15 protein-coding genes are annotated in these 19,329 nt (G+C 60.7%); 5 read left to right on the top strand and 10 right to left on the bottom strand.

What is annotated here, in order from left to right:
* Positions 1-10: 10 nt before the first annotated feature.
* From AC5SEM_RS28635 to motA, 3 genes are all read right to left on the bottom strand, one after another.
* Positions 11-1,174, bottom strand: coding sequence for a sterol desaturase family protein (locus AC5SEM_RS28635; protein ID WP_495471787.1), 1,164 nt, complete (start codon positions 1,172-1,174; stop codon positions 11-13).
* A 91-nt stretch (positions 1,175-1,265) separates the two neighbouring features.
* Positions 1,266-2,342, bottom strand: a complete 1,077-nt coding sequence (motB, locus tag AC5SEM_RS28630; RefSeq protein WP_495471786.1) for a flagellar motor protein MotB — start codon at positions 2,340-2,342, stop codon at positions 1,266-1,268.
* Positions 2,343-2,345: 3 nt separating this feature from the next.
* On the bottom strand, positions 2,346-3,197 hold the full coding sequence (motA, locus tag AC5SEM_RS28625) for a flagellar motor stator protein MotA (RefSeq protein WP_007952169.1): 852 nt from the start codon (positions 3,195-3,197) through the stop codon (positions 2,346-2,348).
* A 166-nt stretch (positions 3,198-3,363) separates the two neighbouring features.
* Between motA and AC5SEM_RS28620 the strand changes: the two genes are divergently transcribed.
* Genes AC5SEM_RS28620 through asd form a run of 3 tightly spaced genes read left to right on the top strand, consistent with a single transcriptional unit; the run spans position 3,364 to position 6,639 of the window.
* Positions 3,364-4,902 carry an HDOD domain-containing protein gene (locus AC5SEM_RS28620; RefSeq protein WP_495471785.1) on the top strand — a complete coding sequence of 513 codons (1,539 nt, stop codon included), beginning with the start codon at positions 3,364-3,366 and terminating at the stop codon, positions 4,900-4,902.
* Positions 4,903-4,944: 42 nt separating this feature from the next.
* A complete protein-coding gene (gene rhdA / locus AC5SEM_RS28615; RefSeq protein WP_495471784.1) occupies positions 4,945-5,769 on the top strand; it encodes a thiosulfate sulfurtransferase in 825 nt (274 codons plus the stop codon).
* A 9-nt stretch (positions 5,770-5,778) separates the two neighbouring features.
* Complete coding sequence (gene asd / locus AC5SEM_RS28610; protein ID WP_495471783.1) at positions 5,779-6,639, top strand: archaetidylserine decarboxylase; 861 nt, start codon at positions 5,779-5,781, stop codon at positions 6,637-6,639.
* Positions 6,640-6,706: 67 nt separating this feature from the next.
* On the opposite strand, the gene AC5SEM_RS28605 is transcribed toward asd, so the two are convergent.
* Complete coding sequence (locus tag AC5SEM_RS28605) at positions 6,707-7,108, bottom strand: lectin OAA family protein (RefSeq protein ID WP_038360321.1); 402 nt, start codon at positions 7,106-7,108, stop codon at positions 6,707-6,709.
* A 220-nt stretch (positions 7,109-7,328) separates the two neighbouring features.
* On the opposite strand from AC5SEM_RS28605, the gene AC5SEM_RS28600 reads away from it, so the two are divergent.
* On the top strand, positions 7,329-9,080 hold the full coding sequence (locus tag AC5SEM_RS28600; RefSeq protein WP_495471782.1) for a cyclic-di-GMP receptor FimW-related protein: 1,752 nt from the start codon (positions 7,329-7,331) through the stop codon (positions 9,078-9,080).
* 119 nt (positions 9,081-9,199) lie between these two features.
* On the opposite strand, the gene serB is transcribed toward AC5SEM_RS28600, so the two are convergent.
* Entirely contained in the window at positions 9,200-10,414 is a 1,215-nt protein-coding gene (gene serB / locus AC5SEM_RS28595) for a phosphoserine phosphatase SerB (protein ID WP_008079219.1), read from the bottom strand.
* Positions 10,415-10,548: 134 nt separating this feature from the next.
* On the opposite strand from serB, the gene AC5SEM_RS28590 reads away from it, so the two are divergent.
* Positions 10,549-12,054, top strand: coding sequence for an AhpA/YtjB family protein (locus tag AC5SEM_RS28590; RefSeq protein ID WP_038360314.1), 1,506 nt, complete (start codon positions 10,549-10,551; stop codon positions 12,052-12,054).
* Between the two features lie 680 nt (positions 12,055-12,734).
* Here AC5SEM_RS28590 and AC5SEM_RS28585 read toward each other — a convergent pair.
* The 5 genes from AC5SEM_RS28585 to parE all read right to left on the bottom strand — a co-directional run bounded on the left by AC5SEM_RS28585 (position 12,735) and on the right by parE (position 19,312).
* Positions 12,735-13,445: a PqiC family protein gene (locus tag AC5SEM_RS28585; protein ID WP_495471781.1), complete on the bottom strand. Its 711-nt coding sequence runs from the start codon at positions 13,443-13,445 to the stop codon at positions 12,735-12,737.
* A gap of 177 nt (positions 13,446-13,622) precedes the next feature.
* A complete protein-coding gene (gene parC, locus AC5SEM_RS28580) occupies positions 13,623-15,887 on the bottom strand; it encodes a DNA topoisomerase IV subunit A (protein WP_137217704.1) in 2,265 nt (754 codons plus the stop codon).
* A gap of 7 nt (positions 15,888-15,894) precedes the next feature.
* Positions 15,895-16,419, bottom strand: coding sequence for a retropepsin-like aspartic protease family protein (locus AC5SEM_RS28575; protein ID WP_077570579.1), 525 nt, complete (start codon positions 16,417-16,419; stop codon positions 15,895-15,897).
* Complete coding sequence (locus AC5SEM_RS28570; RefSeq protein WP_495471780.1) at positions 16,416-17,405, bottom strand: esterase-like activity of phytase family protein; 990 nt, start codon at positions 17,403-17,405, stop codon at positions 16,416-16,418. Before AC5SEM_RS28570 ends, AC5SEM_RS28575 begins: the two co-directional genes overlap by 4 nt.
* Positions 17,405-19,312 (bottom strand): DNA topoisomerase IV subunit B, encoded by a 1,908-nt coding sequence (gene parE, locus AC5SEM_RS28565; protein ID WP_116031994.1) that lies wholly within the window; start codon positions 19,310-19,312, stop codon positions 17,405-17,407. Before parE ends, AC5SEM_RS28570 begins: the two co-directional genes overlap by 1 nt.
* Between the last annotated feature and the right edge of the window lie 17 nt (positions 19,313-19,329).

Here is a 19,329-nt window from a genome sequence, read left to right as displayed (position 1 = left end):
TTTTTTTGCCTCAAGCGCTGGCGGGCGGTTTTGGCGTAGCCATCTTCGGCTCAGGTTTCTGAAACGCATACAAATGCTGACGCACAATCCCGCCCGGCAATTCCTTGCCGAACACGCCGTAACGCACTGGCCACTCCTTCGGCGGCAATTTGAAGGTGCCGAACAGCATGTCCACCAGCGGCGTGTGGATCGCGTAGTTCTTGTAGATGTAATCCTTGTGTCGGGCGTGGTGCCAATGGTGGTAGCGCGGCAGCACGATCAGGTAATTCAGCCAGCCGCCGTTAATCCGCACGTTGGCGTGCGCCAGCACCGCCTGAACACCGACCAGAATCACGTAGGCATTCAACGCTTGCGGGGCGAAGCCCAGCAGCATCAACGGCACCAGCACACCGGTGCGGGTCAGCAGGATTTCGATGAAATGCACGCGGGAGCCGGCGAGCCAGTCCATGTGCGTGCTGGAGTGATGCACCGCGTGGAGGCGCCACAGAAATGGCACCACGTGATAGAGCCGGTGCAGCCAATACTGGCCGAGATCGGCGACCAGTACCGCGAGCAGAAACTGCACCAGCAACGGCAGGCTTTGTACGCTGGTCTGCACGCTCGGCGACATCGCCCAACCGGCGATGTAACTCGACGAGGCGGTGATGAAGATCAGGATGAACTGCACCAGCATGTGGCTGACGAAGAAATAGGTCAGGTCGGTGCGCCAGTGCGGGCGCAGGATGTTTTGCTCGGGATCCTTGGAGTAGAGCTTCTCCAGAGGAATGAACACGATGGCCGACACCAGCAGCGCCAGGACAAACCAGTCCAACCCCAGCGAATAAGGCGTCTGTCCGATCGAACTGACTTGTACGTTAGTGCCCCCAAGGAACACCGCCAGCCCCGATGCAACCAGACCGGTAATCCCCAAGCGTTTGCGCTTGTTGAGCAGGATATTCAGGGTGCCGAGGCTGAACGACAGCACCAGACCGAGCAACAGCGTGGTGCGCGCGAACTGCTCGTCATAGACTTTGCGCAGTTCGGCCGTGGTCAGCCATTCGGGAAACAGAAAGCAGAACACCGCCAGCAGGCTCAACAGCCCGAGGGTGGCGGAAATATAGCCACTGACCCGCCCCTCGCCAAATTTGAAGGGTGCGTTGCCATGCCGTTGAAAATAGGCTTTGAGTCTTTCCATTAACTGATCTTCCGTGATTGCGAAAACTGCGACTGGTCATTGCGACGCAGGCAGATACAAAAAAGCCACGGTAACCGTGGCTTTTTGTCGGTCACTGTTTCGGCGTGGGGGCCGGCACAGTGGCTGGAGGGGCAGCAGGCGCGGGCGCCGCACTCCCCGGCTCAGGCGGTTTCGGCGCAGCGTCGTCGAACAGGTTCAAGCGTTCGCGCAGCTCGTGCGCAGGCACCGGTTGCTGATCCGCCGGCAGTGCATTCGGGTCAACCGGCGCTGCCGGAGCGGCGCCGTTCTGACCTTGATCCGCCGGTTTCGCCGGATCCGCACCTTGCGCACCTTCAATGGCCGCCTGGGCTTTCTTGGTCAGCACCACAATGTCGATCCGGCGGTTGACCGGGTTGAACGGGTTTTCCTTGTCGAACAGCGCCGACGAGGCATAACCGACGACCCGCGCCACTTGCGCATCCGGATAGCTACCGGCGATCAAGGCACGACGCGCAGCGTTGGCACGGTTGGCCGACAATTCCCAGTTACCGAAATCACCGGTGCCGGTGTACGGCTTGGCGTCGGTGTGGCCGCTGATGCTGATCTTGTTCGGCACCGCTTTGATGGTGTCGGCCATGGCCAGCAGGATGTCTTCGAAGTACGGTTTCAGGCGTGCAGAACCCGAGTCGAACATCGGCCGGTTCTCGGCGTCCATGATCTGGATGCGCAGGCCGTTCGGGGTGATCTCGAAGAGGATCTGGTCCTTGAACTTCTGCAGTTGCGGGTTCTCGTCGACCTTGTTCTGCAGTTCTTGCAGGAGCAGTTCCAGACGCTCCTTCTCGACCTGCTCGGCCATGCCTTCAACCTGCTCGGTGTCGACCGTGACCTTGTCAGGCTGCGGTTGCGACTTCACTTCCGGGTTGAGGGTGTTTTCCGGCGCCAGAGTCGGCGTACCGCCCAGGTCAATGATGTACGGCGTACCGCTTTCGGAAAAGCCGACCGGGTCTTTGAAGTAACCGGCGATGGCGATCTTCTGCTCCGGCGTGGCGGTGGACAGCAGCCACAACACCAGGAAGAACGCCATCATCGCCGTGGCGAAGTCGGCGAAGGCGATTTTCCACGCCCCGCCGTGATGCCCGCCGGCTATGCGCTTGACGCGCTTGATGATAATCGGCTGATTATTTTCCATGACTTAGCGACCGCGAACAGCTTGTTCCAGCTCGGCAAAGCTTGGACGGTGGGCCGGGTACAGCACCTTGCGACCGAACTCGACCGCCAGCGACGGTGGCATGCCGGAAGCCGAAGCGACCAGCGAGGCCTTGATGGCTTCGTAGACGTTCAGCTCTTCCTTGGCATCGTGGGCCAGCGAATGCGCCAGCGGGCCGAAGAAACCGTACGCCGCGAGAATACCGAAGAAGGTACCGACCAGTGCCGCACCGACGTGCAGACCGATGGATTTCTGATCGCCCTCACCCAGGGAAGCCATGGTCACCACGATACCGAGTACCGCCGCGACGATACCGAAGCCCGGCATGGCGTCGGCGATGCCGTTCACCGCGTGGGATGGATGCTCGAGGTCTTCTTTAAGGCTGTACAGCTCCATGTCGAACAAGCCTTCCAGCTCGTGCGGGGCCATGTTGCCGGACGACATGATGCGCAGGTAATCGCAGATGAACGCGGTCATGCGTTCGTCTTTGAGCACGGCCGGGTACTTGGCGAAGATCGGGCTCGCGGCAGCATCTTCGATGTCGCCTTCGATAGCCATCATGCCTTCGCGGCGGCTCTTGTTGAGGATCTCGTAGATCAGCCCGAGCACTTCCAGATAGAACGTGTGGCTGAAGCGCGAACTGAACATGCTCAGGGATTTCTTGAGCACGTGCATCGTCATGTAGCCGGGGTTGGCCTGCAGGAATGCACCGAGTGCAGCACCACCGATGATCATCACCTCGAAAGGCTGGATCAGGGCGGCAATCTTGCCGTGGGAGAGCACGTATCCGCCGAGCACGCTCGCGAATACGACGATGATGCCGATAATTTTAGCCATAGGTAGAAAGTACTTATTTAAGTCGGGTTCAAGGTCATATTCGGAAGTTAAAAAATCTCTTCTTCTACTTATCGGCAAAACTGCGCCAGACTATAGCCAGTTCAGGCGAAAAGCCAATTTAGCCCATGCCGGGCGCGTCTACAGTCAGTGAAGATCACCTCCAGACATGGCTAATGAAACGAACGTCCCACACGCAAAACCGACCACCCTCGACGGCTGGGTAAAGTTGCTCGATGGCGTGCGACTGCCCGTGCCGCAAGAGTCTCACGACAAGGTTTGTCGGGCGATTCGTGATAACCGCAGCTCGTTGCGTGACATCGCCGACCTGATGCAGGACAGCCCGGCATTGGCCTTGAGCATTATCCGTGAGGCGAATCGTCACACCCACGGCACAATGGCCGCACCGGCGGAAAATCTTGAAGTGGCGATCAATCGCCTCGGCCTTGCGCGCACAGAAGAACTGCTGGCGCGGTTGCCCGCCGAGCCGCAGATGCAAATCCCCAAGGCCCTGCGCCAGTTGCAGATGATCAGCCAGCACGCGACACAACAGGCCAACGGTTTTTTCGCCAGTCGCCTGGCACGGCTGTGGCAGGACATTCATTGGGGCAGCCTGCTGTTTCTGTCGCCGCTGTGGCCATTGGCGCTGACGTATCCGCAATTGCTCGAAGAATGGGAGCTGCGGGTTATCCACAAGGGTGAGTCAGCCCGCGTAGTCGAAAAACAATTGTTTGGTGTACGCCTGCTGAAAATCGCAGAAGCGCTGGTGCAGGCCTGGCATCTGCCGATCTGGGTGCAGCAGGGTTATAAATTGCTGCTCAGTGAACAGCGCGAACTGGTGAAAGTCCTGCGCATCGCCCGTGACAGCGAGCATCCGTTGCGCCAGCAAAACCGCCTCGACGATGATCCGACCCTGCGCCGCTGGCTCAATCAGCCAGCCAACACCGTGCTGCTGGCCAACGGTCTGGCGCTGTCGGCACAACAAGCCTGGGACAGTCCACACAGCGAACGCTGGCAGTACCTGACCAGCCTTTACCTGCAAATCCCGATGGACGAAGTGCAGCAACAACTGCACCAGCAGGCTGCCAACAGTGCACGCCAGCATGCAATGCCCGATCTGTGGCACCCGGCGGTTTCGCTACTGTGGCCATGGGGCACGCACCGTTTGCCGGCGGGTATGTTGCCGGCCGCTGCGCCGAGCGCTGAAGACCTTGGCCAATGGCGCCGCCAATGCGCCGAACTGCTCGCCGAACCGAGCCGCTTCACCAATGCGATGAGCCTGACCGTCGCCGCTCGCGATGCGCTGGTCGCCAGCGGCATGCGCCGGGTGATGATCCTGATGGCCGACCGCACGCAGTCGAATCTGCGCGTGAATCAAACCGCCGGGCTGCCGAAAGAAGCGGCGGCGCTGAATTTTGTCGTCAGCCAGAGCAGCGTGCTGCAACGGCTGTTGGCACAACAAGCGCAAGTGCGGATTACCCCGGACAACAACGCACAATTCTCTGCCCTGCTGCCACCGAGCCTGCGCACGCTGTTTCGCGGCGAGCATCTGTTCCTGCGTTCACTGGTGAATAACGGCCGGGTGATCATGATTGTGGTTGCCGATCAGGGCGGCGGGCCGTTCGCCGACATCACCGTGCAAGCCTTTGGCAAAACCGCGCAGTGCATCGAGAAAGCCCTGCACAGCTTTAGCAGCCGTGGCCGATGAGGCTGCGCTACAATCCTCCCCTTTGTGCCCTGGAGACCTCACATGTCTGACTTCTCTGGCTTGCCGCTCGTCATCGAGCCGAGCGACCTGCTCCCGCGCCTCGATTCCCCTGAACTGATTCTGGTGGATCTGACCAGCGCTGCCCGCTACACCGAAGGTCATCTGCCCGGCGCACGCTTTGTCGACCCGAAACGCACCCAGCTCGGCCAGCCGCCGGCGCCGGGCCTGCTGCCGGCGAAAGCTGATCTGGAGGCGTTGTTCGGTGAACTGGGCCATCGCAAAGACGCGGTCTACGTGGTCTATGACGACGAAGGCGGCGGCTGGGCCGGACGTTTCATCTGGCTGCTCGACGTCATCGGTCACGACAAGTACCACTATATAGACGGTGGTCTGCCGGCGTGGCTGGCAGATGGCATGCCGATGTCGATCCAGGTACCACCAGCGGCTGGCGGCCCGATTGCGCTGACTTTGCACGACGAGCCGACTGCCACCCGCGAATACTTGCAAAGCCGTCTCGGTGCTGCCGATCTGGCGATCTGGGATGCGCGTGGTCCGCTGGAGTACTCCGGCGAGAAAGTCCTGGCCGCCAAGGCCGGGCACATCCCCGGCGCGGTCAATTTCGAATGGACCGCCGGCATGGACAAGGCCCGTCAACTGCGTATTCGCACAGACATGCCGCAGATCCTCGACGACCTCGGGATCACCAAGGACAAAGAAATCATTACCCACTGCCAGACCCATCACCGGTCGGGCTTCACTTATCTGGTGGCCAAGTCCCTCGGTTATCCGCGGGTCAAGGGCTACGCCGGTTCCTGGGGCGAATGGGGCAACCACCCTGACACGCCTGTCGAGATTCAAGGTTTTTAAGGACAACTAATGAAAGAGCGTCTGTTTATCCTCAGTCAGTACCTGCTGCCTCATCACCTGCTGTCGCGTCTGGCCGGCTGCATTGCCGAGTGCCGCGTGCGCTGGTTCAAGAATGCCTTCACCCAATGGTTCGCCAAGCGCTACCAGGTGGACATGTCGCAAGCGCTGGTCGAAGACCTGACCGCTTACGAGCACTTCAACGCCTTCTTCACCCGTGCCCTGAAAGACGGCGCGCGTCCACTGGACGAAACTCCGGGCGCGATCCTCAGCCCGGCCGACGGTGCGGTCAGCCAGCTCGGCCCGATCGAGCACGGTCGCGTGTTCCAGGCCAAGGGCCACAGCTTCAGCGTGCTGGAACTGCTCGGCGGAGATGCGGCCAACGCAGCGCCGTTCATGGGCGGCGACTTCGCCACCATCTACCTGTCGCCGAAGGACTACCACCGCGTGCACATGCCGCTGGCCGGCACCCTGCGCGAAATGGTCTACATCCCGGGCCGGATCTTCTCGGTCAACCAGACCACCGCAGAAAACGTCCCGGAACTGTTCGCCCGCAACGAGCGCGTGGCGTGCATCTTCGACACCGAGCGCGGGCCGATGGCCGTTGTACTGGTAGGCGCGATGATCGTCGCTTCGATCGAAACCGTATGGGCCGGTCTGGTCACCCCGCCAAAGCGCGAACTGAAAACCTTCCGCTACGACGAAGCCGCCCGTGCGCCGATCCACTTGGAGAAAGGTGCTGAACTGGGTCGCTTCAAGCTGGGTTCGACGGCGATCGTGCTGTTCGGGCCGGATCAGGTGAAATGGGCTGAAGAACTGGTCGCCGGTTCGCCAGTGCAGATGGGCCAAGGCCTGGCGCTGCCAAACACCTGAATGCTGTGAGCCACTGATCCGCCCGTTCGCACGTCTGCGAAAGGGCGGATACGACTCGGTGGTGCCGTTACTCTATCTGCCCACGGAAGCCGATCGGGCCTTCGTTGACATAGGTATTGGTGCCACTGAGGTTTTTCCCTCCGTCACTGGACGTGACGCTCAACGCGATAACGTTCTGATTGTCCCGGCCGCCAATCACCCACTTGCCGCCCGGATGCCATGGGGCATCATTGCCACCCCACTGATTCTCGACGTTGTACTGGTTCTGACCGGTGCGTTGCGCTTTGAAGCCAATGGGACCTTCCCCGGCGTAGGTCATGGTGCCGGTGAACGTTTTACCGTCATCGCGCGAATTGATCTCGATTGCGACGACATTCTGGTTGTCCCGCCCACCCAACACCCAGGTCCCACCCGGATGCCACGGCGCCGAACTGCCACCCCATTGATTTGCCACTGCATATTTAGACATGAACCTCATCTCCTTGAAGTTTCGGGAGACCTGCCCGAGGTTGACGGCAGGCCGTGCAACCGTGCGTTTCCGATCGCACGCCTGAGAGACTAGTAGGGCTTGTGAAATGGCATCCGGCCAGCAGACCAGCGGTCAAAAAACCTGACGCCATCCGGCGAAACAAGCCACAGCTGCTAGAGTTTTGGGCATTGCCCATTTCGCCGCCGGAGCCATTTACGGCATGAGTGAGTCTCGCCCCCAAGCCTTCCTGAGCGCGCCAACTCCGTCGCAAACGCGCCTGTCGTTTTGCGAAGCGACTCCGCGTGACCTCAAGCGCTGGATTGCCGACCTGCCCAAGGCCAACATCGGCGAAACCGCCCGCCTGCTTTATCAAGCCTTGGGCGAACTCAATCTGTTGCTCACGCCCAGCGATAACCGCCTCAACCTGCTGGAGCTGATACGCCCCGAGGTGTATTTCGTCTGCCAGCATCTGGAGCGACATTTCCTGCATCAGGCGATCATGCTCGACGAGCGTTCGCGCAAGATCAGCAATCTCTGTCAGGCCCTGCAAAGTCATTTGGCGATCGGCTACAAACAGATCGTGCTGCGGATCGCGCCGAAGTACCGCAACGATCGCGCAGCATTGGTCAGCATGGCCCTGCAACGGGCAGCCCATGCGTTCAAAGGCCAATTGCTGCGCGCCACGCAGTTATACAGCTCGCCGCCGGAACACCTGTGGTTCGAACTGCATCAGCTGTATCGCAGCGCCGCTGAATTACAACTGCAACACCGCCGCGTGCACGACGATCTGGCCAGCCTGACAACAGAGCTGAGCCTGGAACAGACTTACATCGCCGCACTCTTGCTGGGCAGCGCCCGTTGCAATCAGTTGCGGCAGAACCAGATCGCCCGCCTGGCTGAAGTGCTGGAGCCGTGGAGTGCATTGCTCAGACTGCACCCCGCAAGCCCGGACGCTGGCCTGTTGGCAATCAGCTCAGAACTGGATGCCGGCCCCCGCTACCGCAACATGTTTCGCAGCGAGCAACAGCGTGGATTACTTGGCTTCGATCCACAGCCACTGGTGAATGCCATCGAAGCGCATTTGCTGCATCAGGACACGTCAACGCCGCTGCCCGTCGCGGCCGGGCTGAGCTTCGATACCCTGCAGCACTTGCATGCAGCCTGGGGTCAGGCTGCCGAACGCAGTTTTCAACGCACGGTCGGCCAAGGCAATCTGACCGTGTGCGTGGGCATGAGCGCCCTGCACTTCTACCTCGGCGGCGAGCGCAGTTTCAGCGACATGCTCAAACATCCAGGCGCCCGCGCAGCGAATTTCAGCAACGCCGTGGCCAAAGGTGAAAAGGACAGCTGGAGCCAGGCCTTCGATGCGGCACCGCAAAACAATGAGCAGTTTTTGCCCTACGAAGAAATCCAGTACGACCACCTCGTCGAAGACGAAAGCAGCACCGACGCCGCGCCGCACTATCCGACTTACGCGTTGCCAGTGATCAATCACAGCCCCGGCGGTTACTGTCTGGCGTGGCCAAATGAAGTGCCCGCCGAGTTACAGGCCGGAGAAATGCTCGGCATTCAGGACAGTGTCGGTCTGGGCTGGAGCATCGCGGTGATTCGCTGGATCCGCCAGGTGCGCGGTGGTGGCACACAAATGGGCATTGAACTGGTGGCGCCACACGCGCAGCCCTGCGGTTTGCAACTGGTGCGTTCGCGGGACGATCACAGTCAGTATTTGCGCGGATTATTGTTACCGGAGATCAGTGCGATCGATGTGCCGGCAACCTTGCTGGCGCCGCGATTGCCGTTTCAGGAAGGCAACAAGGTGATGATCAACACCCTGGGCGAGGAGCACCGCGCCGGGCTGGATCGCCGGGTGGCGAGTACGCACAGTTTCAATCAGTTTGCCTACCGCTCGCTGGAGGCCGCGCAGAATGGCGGGAGCGAGGAGGATTTTGATTCGTTGTGGAAATCGCTTTGAGTGCCCGCCGATGGATCGGCGGCGCTACCTTCGCGAGCAGGCTCGCTCCCACATTGGGACGCATTTCAACTGTGGGAGCGAGCCTGCTCGCGTAGAGGCCAAGTCAGGCGATAGAGATCTCAGAGCTGTCCATCACGATCACGGAAACCCAGCAGATACAGCACGCCATCCAGACCCAACGTCGAAATCGCTTGCTTCGCCGACTGCTTGACCAGTGGCTTGGCACGGAATGCCACGCCCAACCCGGCAATCGCCAGCATTGGCAGGTCATTCGCGCCGTCGCCGACCGCGATGGTCTGCTCCAGACGCAAACCTTCCTTGTGCGCCAGCTCTTTCAACAGATCAGCCTTGCGCTGTGCATCGACAATTGGCTCGATCGCCACGCCGGTGCACTTGCCGTCGACCACTTCCAGTTCGTTGGCGAACACATAGTCGATGCCGAGTTTGGCCTGCAATTGCTTGGCGAAATAGGTGAAGCCGCCCGAGAGAATCGCGGTCTTGTAGCCCAGACGCTTGAGCTCGGCGAACAGCGTTTCCGCGCCTTCGGTCAGACGCAGTGAAGCGCCGATCGAGTCGAGTACGCTGACGTCGAGGCCTTTGAGCAAGGCCAGACGCTCTTTGAAACTGGCGCGGAAATCCAGCTCACCGGCCATGGCGCGCTCGGTGATTTCAGATACCTGTTCGCCGACCCCGGCAGCCTTGGCCAGTTCGTCGATGACCTCGGCTTCGATCAAGGTCGAATCCATGTCGAACACCGCCAGACGACGGTTGCGACGGAACAGCGAATCTTCCTGGAAGGCGATGTCGACGTTCAGCTCTTGGGCAACGCTGAGGAATTCGGCGCGCAGCGCCTGCGGATCGGCCGCCTCGCCACGCACGGAAAACTCGATGCAGCCCTTGCCTTTGTCGGCCGGCGTGTCCAGCGGCATGCGACCCGACAGACGGTCGATATGGTCGATGTTCAGGCCATATTTGGCGGTGATCGAACTGACCGCCTGCAATTGGCCCGCGGTCACTTTGCGGGTCAGCAGGGTGACGATGTGGCGCTTCTTGCCCTGATTGCCCACCCACTGCTGGTAATCCTCTTCGGACACCGGCGTGAAGCGCACCTGCTGGTCGAGCTCGTAGCCCTTGAACAGGATGTCCTTGAGCACGGATTTACCCTGCTCCGAATCGGGAATTTCAACCAGGATGCCGAACGACAGCGTGTCGTGGATCACCGCCTGACCGATGTCGAGAATGTTCACACCACCCTGTGCCAGAACACCGGTAATGGCTGCCGTCAGACCCGGACGGTCGACTCCCGTGATGTTAATCAGGACGATTTCGCGCAACGCGCACCCCCGCAACTGGAAAAAAACCGCATTCTACCCACTTTCAGTGACCATCGGGCACCGCGAGCGCTTTGCCGGTCTAGGGCCTGTCGCTATACTGCGCGTCAACTTCACGGACAAAAGAGCCGAGCTCAGTGAACCGGCCCACGCCAGTTAAAACCGATAACTTCTTCCTGCTGATCTTCCGTGCACTGCGCCACCGCCGTGTACCGATTGCATTGCGCATTGCCAGCCATAACGTGATCCTGGTCGCTCTGGCCCTGGTGATCTATGCCGGCGTGATGGGTTTGCAATTCAAGCAGGCCATGCACCAGCAGGCCGATGCGCTGGGCGAAAGCCTGACCACGCAGACCGCGACCTCTGCCACCGAGCTGTTGGTGTCCAATGACATCCTCAGCCTCAATGTGCTGCTCAACAACCTGACCAAGAACAAACTGGTGGCCCACGCGGCGATCTACAGCGTGGATAACCGCATCCTCGCCGAGTCCGGTCAGCGGCCCAAGCACAGCCTGCTGGGCGAAGCCGAAGGCATGTACGAGAGCAAGATCACCTTCCAGGACGTGACCGCCGGGCAACTGCGCATCAGCCTGGACATGGATCAGTTCCAGCAGCCGATGACCATCAGCCTGCAAAGCATGGGCATTCTCAGCGGAATCCTGTTGGCGCTGTCGCTGGCCCTGAGCCTGCGCATGGGCCGCTATCTGTCGACGCCGCTGCTGCAATTGCGCGTCTGGTTGCGCCGCATCGACGAACACACACCGGGCATCGATCGTCAGGATGAAATCGGCGATCTGGCGCGTCAGCTGCACGCCAACTACGCGCCGGAGCCTGCACCTGAACCGGAGCCGGAATTCGAGGACGAAGAAGACGAGCCGGAGTTCGAGGTGCGCAACTTGCGTGATCCGAGTTTCGACGAAACCCGTCCGATGGCCGCGCAGAAGCCGGCGCCGCGACATCTGGTCAGCACCGTCGAAGACGATGATGACGATGACGCATTCGCCGACCTGCGCGACGAGTCGCTCGATGGCGCGCCGCAACCCGTTATCCGCCAACCGTCGCCAAGCGTGCCGCAGCACACCGCCGTACTGGCCGTGCAACTGGGCTCTCAGGAGCAACTGCGCCGCTTGCCACGGGCACGCCTGGAAGAATTGCAGGAACGCTATCGCGACTGCCTCGATCAGGCCGCTTCGTTGTATCAGGGCGAAATCGAAACCCTGAACGACGGCAGCACGCTGATGCTGTTCCACACCGAGGACAGCGGTGACGATTACCTGACCAACGCGATTTGCTGCGGCGAGTTGCTGCGGGCCTTGGGTCATCAGTTGCAGATTGAAGTCGCAGACAGTGGCATCACCCTGCAACTACAATTGGGCCTGACTTTGGGCGATGAGTTGTTCGGTCTGAGTCAGATCGATCTGTTGCTGACCGATTCGGCACAGGACGCACTGGCCCTGTCGCAGCACAGCCGCAACCTGCTGCTGGTTGAGCGCAAGATCAGTGACGATGCGCTGATCCGCCAGCGTGCGCGGATCCGCCCGATTGCCAGCCCTGAGGGTGCTTGCTGCGTGGAGCGGTTGATGGAGCCTTATCCGTCGATGCTCGAACGGCAGCTGGCGCGGATGCATGAGCGTCGGGCGTAGGCCTTAAGTCAGAAACACAGAAGCCCGCAGATGAGTGATTGTCTGCGGGCTTTTTTGTGGATGACTGAAAAGCCCCTCACCCTAGCCCTCACTCCCCGAGGGAGAGGGGACTGATTGGGGGATATTGGAGAGCTACACCGACTTGAGCGCCCTGCTGTGAATCCAGAATCGCCAAGCTCTTTCAGGTCGACGCATGACGCAGACACCTCGGTCGCTCCTGCTCTACCGAATCCATAATCGCCAATCTCTTTCAGGTCGATGTATAGCGCCAGCCCCCTCGGTCAGTCCCTGCTCTACCGAATCCATAATCGCCAATCTCTTTCAGGTCGATGTATAGCGCCAGCCCCCTCCGTCAGTCCCTGCTCTACCGAATCCATAATCGCCAATCTCTTTCAGGTCGATGTATAGCGCCAGACCCCTCGGTCAATCCCTGCTCTACCGAATCCATAATCGCCAAGCTCTTTCAGGTCGATGTATAGCGCCAGACACCTCGGTTAGTCCCTGCTCTACCGAATCCATAATCGCCAAGCTCTTTCAGGTCGATGTATAGCGCCAGACACCACGGTCGGCTCCCTCTCCCTCTGGGAGAGGGCTGGGGTGAGGGGCTTTTGATCTTGCCTGCCAAACCCCAGACACAACAAAGCCCGCACAAGGCGGGCTCTGTTCTGACTCGTTCCAGCTTAGAAGCGGAACACTTCCATATCGGTACGAATCGGCGATGCCATCGGTATTTTCGGCTGCTTCTCGGCTTCCGCTGCCGGCGCGGCCGGTTTCGGTGCCGATTTACGTGGTGCCTCAGCCACCGGCGGCTGATTGGCCAAAGGCTTCAGCGCTACCGACAATTGCTCGGCCAGACGCTGCAGCAAAATGCCCTGCGCCTGCACCTGCGAAGCCGTGCTGCCGGCGTGCAGCTCTTGCAGATGCACGATGCGGTTATCACGCACCTGACCACGGCGATCAATCAAGCGCCACTGCGCATCAAGAATCGCCGGTTGTTTCTCACCGGAATCCAGACGCGTGATAGTCAGCAATACCTGCACATCCGGGGTGAACCCACCGGTGGCCGGTGCCAGCACCACACGTTGGCTGTCCAGGTGACCCGCCACCTGACGCATCAGCAACTGATCAATATCCGACGAAAGGCTGCCAGCCCAACGACCGTCGGTCGCCGCTTGCAGACTGCCGTCCGGTTGACGTTGCAGCAATGTCTCACGTTGCAGGTAATCGGCTACGACTACCGGGCCCAACAAAACCGCCATGCCAGCGCTTTGCGCAGGCTGAACCGGACTTCCGCTGTCCAGTTGATACAGCGACACCGGCTGGTGAACGCTGCAACCCGCCAGGCCAAGAACGCCGGCGAGCAGGAAAATAAGGGGGCGCAGAGCAGTCATCATCCCGTCCAGGTGGCCGCCACAAGGCTGACCACAGTGAAAATACTCAATAAATATGAAGAACGCTCGGCCACGCCGGCGCTTGGAAAGGGCATATCATCCGTGAATATGCGTTCCGACTCCAGCGCCAAAGCGTCGATCTACGCGTTAAATCGTGGACCGAGCTCTCTAGGACGCCTAATTGAGGTTTTCGACGAGCAGCGCATCGACCCGCTGGAAGCCCCTTGGAAGCTTGTTGCCACGACGTCCACGTTCACCTTTGTAGTGTTCAAGGTCGTCGGCCTTCAGCGACAGTGTGCGTTTTCCGGCCTGCAGCACCAAGGTGGCGCCTTCCGGAATGACGGCGATGTCCGTGACATATTCTTCGCGACTGGCCACACGCTCACCGGGAATACCGATGATCTTGTTGCCTTTGCCCTTCCCTAATTGTGGCAGATCGCTGATTTTGAAGATCAGCAGGCGACCTTCGGTCGTGACCGAGGCCAGCCAGTTGTGCTCACGATCAGCCACTGGGCGCGGCGCGATCACTTTGGCGTTGTTCGGCAGGCTCAACAGGGCTTTACCAGCCTTGTTCTTGGCTTGCAGGTCTTCGCCCTTCACCACGAAACCGTAACCGGCGTCGGAGGCGATCACGTACAACGCGTCGTCTTCCGGCATCAGCACGCATTCGAAGGTCGCTCCCGGTGGCGGCGTCAGACGACCGGTCAACGGCTCGCCCTGGCCTCGCGCCGACGGCAGCGTATGCGCAGCAACCGAATAGCTGCGGCCGGTGGAGTCAATCACCACGGCAGACTGGTTGGAGCGCCCCGCCGCCGAGGTCTTGAAGCCGTCGCCCGCCTTGTACGACAGGCCGGTGGCGTCGATGTCGTGACCTTTGGCCGAACGAATCCAGCCTTTTTCCGACAGGACGACGGTAACTTTCTCGTTCGGCAGCAGATCGTGTTCGGTCAACGCTTTGGCTTCGCTGCGTTCAACGATTGGCGAACGACGGTCGTCGCCATAGGTTTCGGCATCCTTGATCAGCTCGGTGCGCACCAGCTTCTTCAGCTTGGCTTCGCTGCCCAGCAGGGCTTGCAGCTTGGCTTGTTCCTTGAGCAGTTCGTCCTGCTCGTCGCGCAGCTTCATCTCTTCCAGTCGCGCCAACTGACGCAGACGCGTGTCGAGGATGTAGTCGGCCTGAATCTCGCTGAGGGCGAAACGCTCGATCAGCTTGGCTTTCGGGTGCTCCTCGGTACGAATGATGTGGATCACTTCATCGAGGTTGAGGTAAGCGATCAACAAACCGTCCAACAGGTGCAGGCGACGCTCGACCTTGTCGAGGCGGAATTGCAGGCGGCGACGCACGGTCTGCACGCGGAATTCCAGCCATTCAACCAGCAAGGCACGCAGATTTTTCAGCTGCGGCTTGCCGTCCAGACCAATGATGTTGACGTTGACCCGGTAGGTCGACTCCAGCTCGGTGCTGGCGAACAGGTGCTGCATCAGCGCTTCGTGATCGACGCGGCTGTTGACCGGGATGATGACGATGCGGCACGGGTTTTCGTGGTCGGATTCGTCACGCAGGTCAGCGATCTGCGGCGCTTTCGACGGTTTCGCCTGCATCAGCGCAGCGATCTGCTCCAGCACTTTCGCACCGGACACCTGATGCGGCAGCGCGGTGACGATAATGTCGCCGTCCTCGACGTGGTACACGGCGCGCATGCGCACCGAACCCTTGCCGGTTTCGTACATTTTCAGCAGGTCAGCGCGCGGCGTGATGATTTCCGCTTCGGTCGGATAATCCGGGCCCTGAATGTGTTCGCAGAGTTGTTCAACCGTGGCTTTCGGCTCATCGAGCAGACGCACGCAAGCGGTGGCGACTTCACGCAGGTTGTGCGGCGGCACGTCGGTGGCCATGCCCACGGCGATGCCGGTGGTGCCGTTGAGCAGAATGTTCGGCAGGCGCGCCGGCAACACCAGCGGCTCCTGCAAGGTGCCGTCGAAGTTCGGGCCCCAGTCGGCAGTGCCTTGGCCGAGTTCGCTGAGCAGTACTTCGGAATAACGCGACAAGCGTGCTTCGGTGTAACGCATGGCGGCGAAGGACTTCGGATCATCCGGCGCACCCCAGTTGCCCTGGCCGTCGACCAGCGTGTAGCGATAGCTGAACGGCTGGGCCATCAGCACCATCGCTTCGTAGCACGCCGAGTCGCCGTGCGGGTGGAACTTACCGAGCACGTCACCGACGGTACGCGCCGATTTCTTGTGTTTGGAATCGGCGTCCAGGCCCAACTCGCTCATCGCATAAATGATGCGACGCTGTACTGGTTTCAGGCCGTCGCCGATATGCGGCAAGGCACGGTCCATGATCACGTACATGGAGTAGTTGAGGTAGGCACTTTCGGTGAAGTCGGCCAACGAGCGGCGTTCTACACCGTCCAGGCTGAGATCAAGGGGGTTGCTCATGCAGGCCTCATCGGTTCGTTGTCTGGCGCAGCAGCATGGTGCCACCGCGCTGAGTAAATTCAAGTTTGTTCAGGGCGCTCATGCCGAGCAGCACCTGATCGCCATGCAGCCCCGGCGCCACCAGTGCGCGAACATCCCGCAGCACGATGTCGCCCAGTTGCAGGCGGTCGATTTTGGTTCGATAGCCCTGGCTCAAGCCATTGGCCGTGCTCAGGGTCACTCCGAAACCTTCTTCCAGCTTCAAACGTTTGGCCAGATCAGCCGGGATCGCTACATCGGTTGCGCCGGTGTCGAGCATGAACTCCACCGGCTCACCGTTGATCTGACCACTGGCGACAAAATGCCCCTGGGCATTGCCGGCCAGTTTCACCTCGATAAAACCTTGGCCCTGCTCCGACGTGACCACCACGTTCGGATTCTGCTGGCGTTGCTCCCACTGGCCGAAAAACCGCGTGGCCAGAAACAGTGCCGCGCACCACGCAAGAATCATCAGCACCCGACCGGCGCGCTTGCCCGGCGGTTGCTGGCTCATGGCTTGGCGCTCCAGCCACCGTCAGGTGCAGCGAAGCGCCAGACGATCGGCCGAACCTCACCGTCGGCGCGCGGGCCGAAATTATTGTCGACGCCGACCCATGCACCCTCAGCGTCAACGATCAGCGCCTCTTCCAACCCGAAGTTCTGCGAGTAACGGCGGTTGGCCTGCAACAGTTCCGCGGCGTACGACCAGCAACGCTCGACCTTGGCGGTCTGCGCATCGCGCCGACAAATCTGGAAGGCGTTGCGCTCAAGGGTAAACAATTTGCCGTTAAACAACGAAAGGTCGGAAAAGTCTCGGTCGACCGCTCTGGCCTTCGGAAACTGCGGCGGCTGCATTTCCTTGCCGCCCTCGCTGAGCAGCACGCAACGACCGTCGCAATCCCACACCGTCTGCTGGCGCTTGATCAGCAGCAAGCCACGGCTTTGCCGCTCGGCGGCAAGCCACATCTGATCGCCCGCCGGGCTGATCGCCAGGCCTTCGAAGATCGCATTGAAATGCAGGAGCATGCCGCTGGCCCGCGCTTCGCGAACCATCATCGGCGAGATCTTCAGCCAGTTGACCGCGCCGCTGACGGGCACCTGCAAGACCGCCGCATGACCCTCGCTGACAATGTAGCGATTACCGGCGCTGTCGCAGCTGATGCCTTCGAAATCCAGATCGCCACCGCGCACGAACGACGCGGCCCAATTGCGCGAGCGTAACCCCCACGGCAAACCGGTCTCAGGCACCAGGGGTACGTCGATGTGCAAGGCTTCGGCCTGCCAGACCTGATCGGCGGTATCGAGCCGATAGATCTGATCGTCATCGCGGTCCGACACCGTCCACAACTCGCCGCCACACATGGCCAGCCCCGACAGGTTGCCGCCGCGCATGCCGTCGACCGGGTGCTCGGAGAGCACGCGCAATTCCTGCAACGGCTCGGCCGACACGCTCATCGCACTCAGCAGCAACGCACCCGCCAAGGCCCAGCCAAACCGCATCAGGCCAGCACCTCGGCGAGGTTGCCTTTGGATTCGAGCCAGGTCTTGCGGTCACCGGCGCGTTTCTTCGCCAGCAGCATGTCCATCATTTCCGAGGTTTGCGCGAAATCTTCGCCCAGCGTCAGTTGCACCAGACGCCGGGTGTTCGGGTCCATGGTGGTTTCACGCAGCTGCGGCGGGTTCATTTCACCCAGACCTTTGAATCGAGTGACCTGTGGTTTGCCGCGTTTCTTCTCGGCGACCAGACGGTCGAGAATGCCGTCGCGCTCGGCCTCGTCGAGGGCGTAATAGATCTCTTTGCCCAAGTCGATGCGATACAGCGGCGGCATCGCCACGTAGACGTGACCGGCATCCACCAGCGGGCGGAAATGCTGGACGAAAAGCGCGCAGAGCAGCGTGGCAATGTGCAGACCGTCGGAGTCGGCGTCGGCGAGGATGCAGATCTTGCCGTAACGCAGTTGACTCATGTCCGCCGCGCCAGGATCGACACCGATGGCCACGGCGATGTTGTGCACTTCCTGGCTGGCCAGCACTTCGCTGCCGTCGACTTCCCAGGTGTTGAGGATCTTGCCGCGCAACGGCAGGATTGCCTGGAATTCCTTGTCCCGCGCTTGCTTGGCGGAACCGCCAGCGGAATCACCTTCGACGAGGAACAGCTCGGAACGCATCGGATCCTGCCCGGCGCAGTCAGCCAGCTTACCCGGCAACGCAGGACCCTGAGTGACGCGTTTGCGCTCGACCTTTTTGCTGGCCTTGAGGCGCCGACCGGCGTTGTTGATCGCCAGTTCAGCCAGCGCCAGACCGGTTTCCGGGTTGGCGTTGAGCCACAGGCTGAAGGCGTCCTTGACCACACCGGAGACAAACGCCGCCGCTTCACGCGATGACAGACGCTCTTTGGTCTGGCCGGAGAATTGCGGCTCCTGCATTTTCATCGACAGGACGAACGCGATGCGCTCCCAGACGTCTTCCGGCGCCAGCTTCACGCCGCGCGGCAGCAGGCTGCGGAATTCGCAGAACTCGCGCATCGCATCGAGCAGGCCCTGACGCAAACCGTTGACGTGGGTACCACCCTGCGCCGTCGGGATCAGGTTGACGTAGCTTTCCTGCACCGCGTCGCCACCTTCCGGCAGCCACAGCAGCGCCCAGTCGACCGCTTCTTTGTTACCGGCGAAAGCGCCGCAGAACGGCTCGTTCGGCAGGCGTTCGAATTCGCTGACCGCATCGACCAGATACGAGCGCAGGCCGTCTTCGTAATGCCACTCGACTTTCTCGCCAGTGCCTTTGTCTTCAAAGCTGACCAGCAGGCCCGGGCACAGCACAGCCTTGGCCTTGAGCACATGCTTGAGGCGGCTGATGGAGAATTTCGGTGAATCGAAGTATTTCGGATCTGGCGCGAAGTACACGCTGGTGCCGGTGTTGCGCTTGCCGACGGTGCCAACGATTTCCAGTTCCGAGGCTTTGAAGCCGTCGTTGAAGGTCATCTGATATTCGTTGCCGTCACGCTTGACGCGCACACGGACTTCGGTCGACAAGGCGTTGACCACGGAAATACCCACGCCGTGCAAACCGCCGGAGAACTGGTAATTCTTGTTGGAAAACTTGCCGCCCGCATGGAGCTTGGTGAGGATCAGCTCGACGCCCGAAACACCCTCTTCCGGGTGAATGTCGACCGGCATGCCGCGACCGTCGTCGCTGACTTCAAGCGAATGGTCGGCGTGCAGGATGACCTGCACCGATTTGGCGTGGCCGGCCAGGGCTTCGTCGACGCTGTTGTCGATGACTTCCTGGGCGAGGTGGTTCGGCCGACTGGTGTCGGTGTACATGCCGGGGCGTTTGCGCACCGGGTCGAGGCCCGAGAGGACTTCGATGGCGTCGGCGTTATAAGAGCTAGCGCTGGGAGTGGCCATAAGGTCTCGTCGTCAGT

Source organism: Pseudomonas sp. CH61, assembly GCF_059429415.1.
The sequence above is the reverse complement of the archived record's forward strand: the minus strand, read 5'-3'. Positions and strand labels throughout refer to the sequence as shown.

Excerpts from the sequence above, each read along its gene's own strand:
- AC5SEM_RS28635 (WP_495471787.1), bottom strand. The coding sequence starts at position 1,174 with ATGGAAAGACTCAAAGCCTATTTTCAACGGCATGGCAACGCACCCTTC.
- motB (WP_495471786.1), bottom strand. The coding sequence starts at position 2,342 with ATGGAAAATAATCAGCCGATTATCATCAAGCGCGTCAAGCGCATAGCC.
- motA (WP_007952169.1), bottom strand. The coding sequence starts at position 3,197 with ATGGCTAAAATTATCGGCATCATCGTCGTATTCGCGAGCGTGCTCGGC.
- AC5SEM_RS28620 (WP_495471785.1), top strand. The coding sequence starts at position 3,364 with ATGGCTAATGAAACGAACGTCCCACACGCAAAACCGACCACCCTCGAC.
- rhdA (WP_495471784.1), top strand. The coding sequence starts at position 4,945 with ATGTCTGACTTCTCTGGCTTGCCGCTCGTCATCGAGCCGAGCGACCTG.
- asd (WP_495471783.1), top strand. The coding sequence starts at position 5,779 with ATGAAAGAGCGTCTGTTTATCCTCAGTCAGTACCTGCTGCCTCATCAC.
- AC5SEM_RS28605 (WP_038360321.1), bottom strand. The coding sequence starts at position 7,108 with ATGTCTAAATATGCAGTGGCAAATCAATGGGGTGGCAGTTCGGCGCCG.
- AC5SEM_RS28600 (WP_495471782.1), top strand. The coding sequence starts at position 7,329 with ATGAGTGAGTCTCGCCCCCAAGCCTTCCTGAGCGCGCCAACTCCGTCG.
- AC5SEM_RS28585 (WP_495471781.1), bottom strand. The coding sequence starts at position 13,445 with ATGACTGCTCTGCGCCCCCTTATTTTCCTGCTCGCCGGCGTTCTTGGC.
- parC (WP_137217704.1), bottom strand. The coding sequence starts at position 15,887 with ATGAGCAACCCCCTTGATCTCAGCCTGGACGGTGTAGAACGCCGCTCG.
- AC5SEM_RS28575 (WP_077570579.1), bottom strand. The coding sequence starts at position 16,419 with ATGAGCCAGCAACCGCCGGGCAAGCGCGCCGGTCGGGTGCTGATGATT.
- AC5SEM_RS28570 (WP_495471780.1), bottom strand. The coding sequence starts at position 17,405 with ATGCGGTTTGGCTGGGCCTTGGCGGGTGCGTTGCTGCTGAGTGCGATG.
- parE (WP_116031994.1), bottom strand. The coding sequence starts at position 19,312 with ATGGCCACTCCCAGCGCTAGCTCTTATAACGCCGACGCCATCGAAGTC.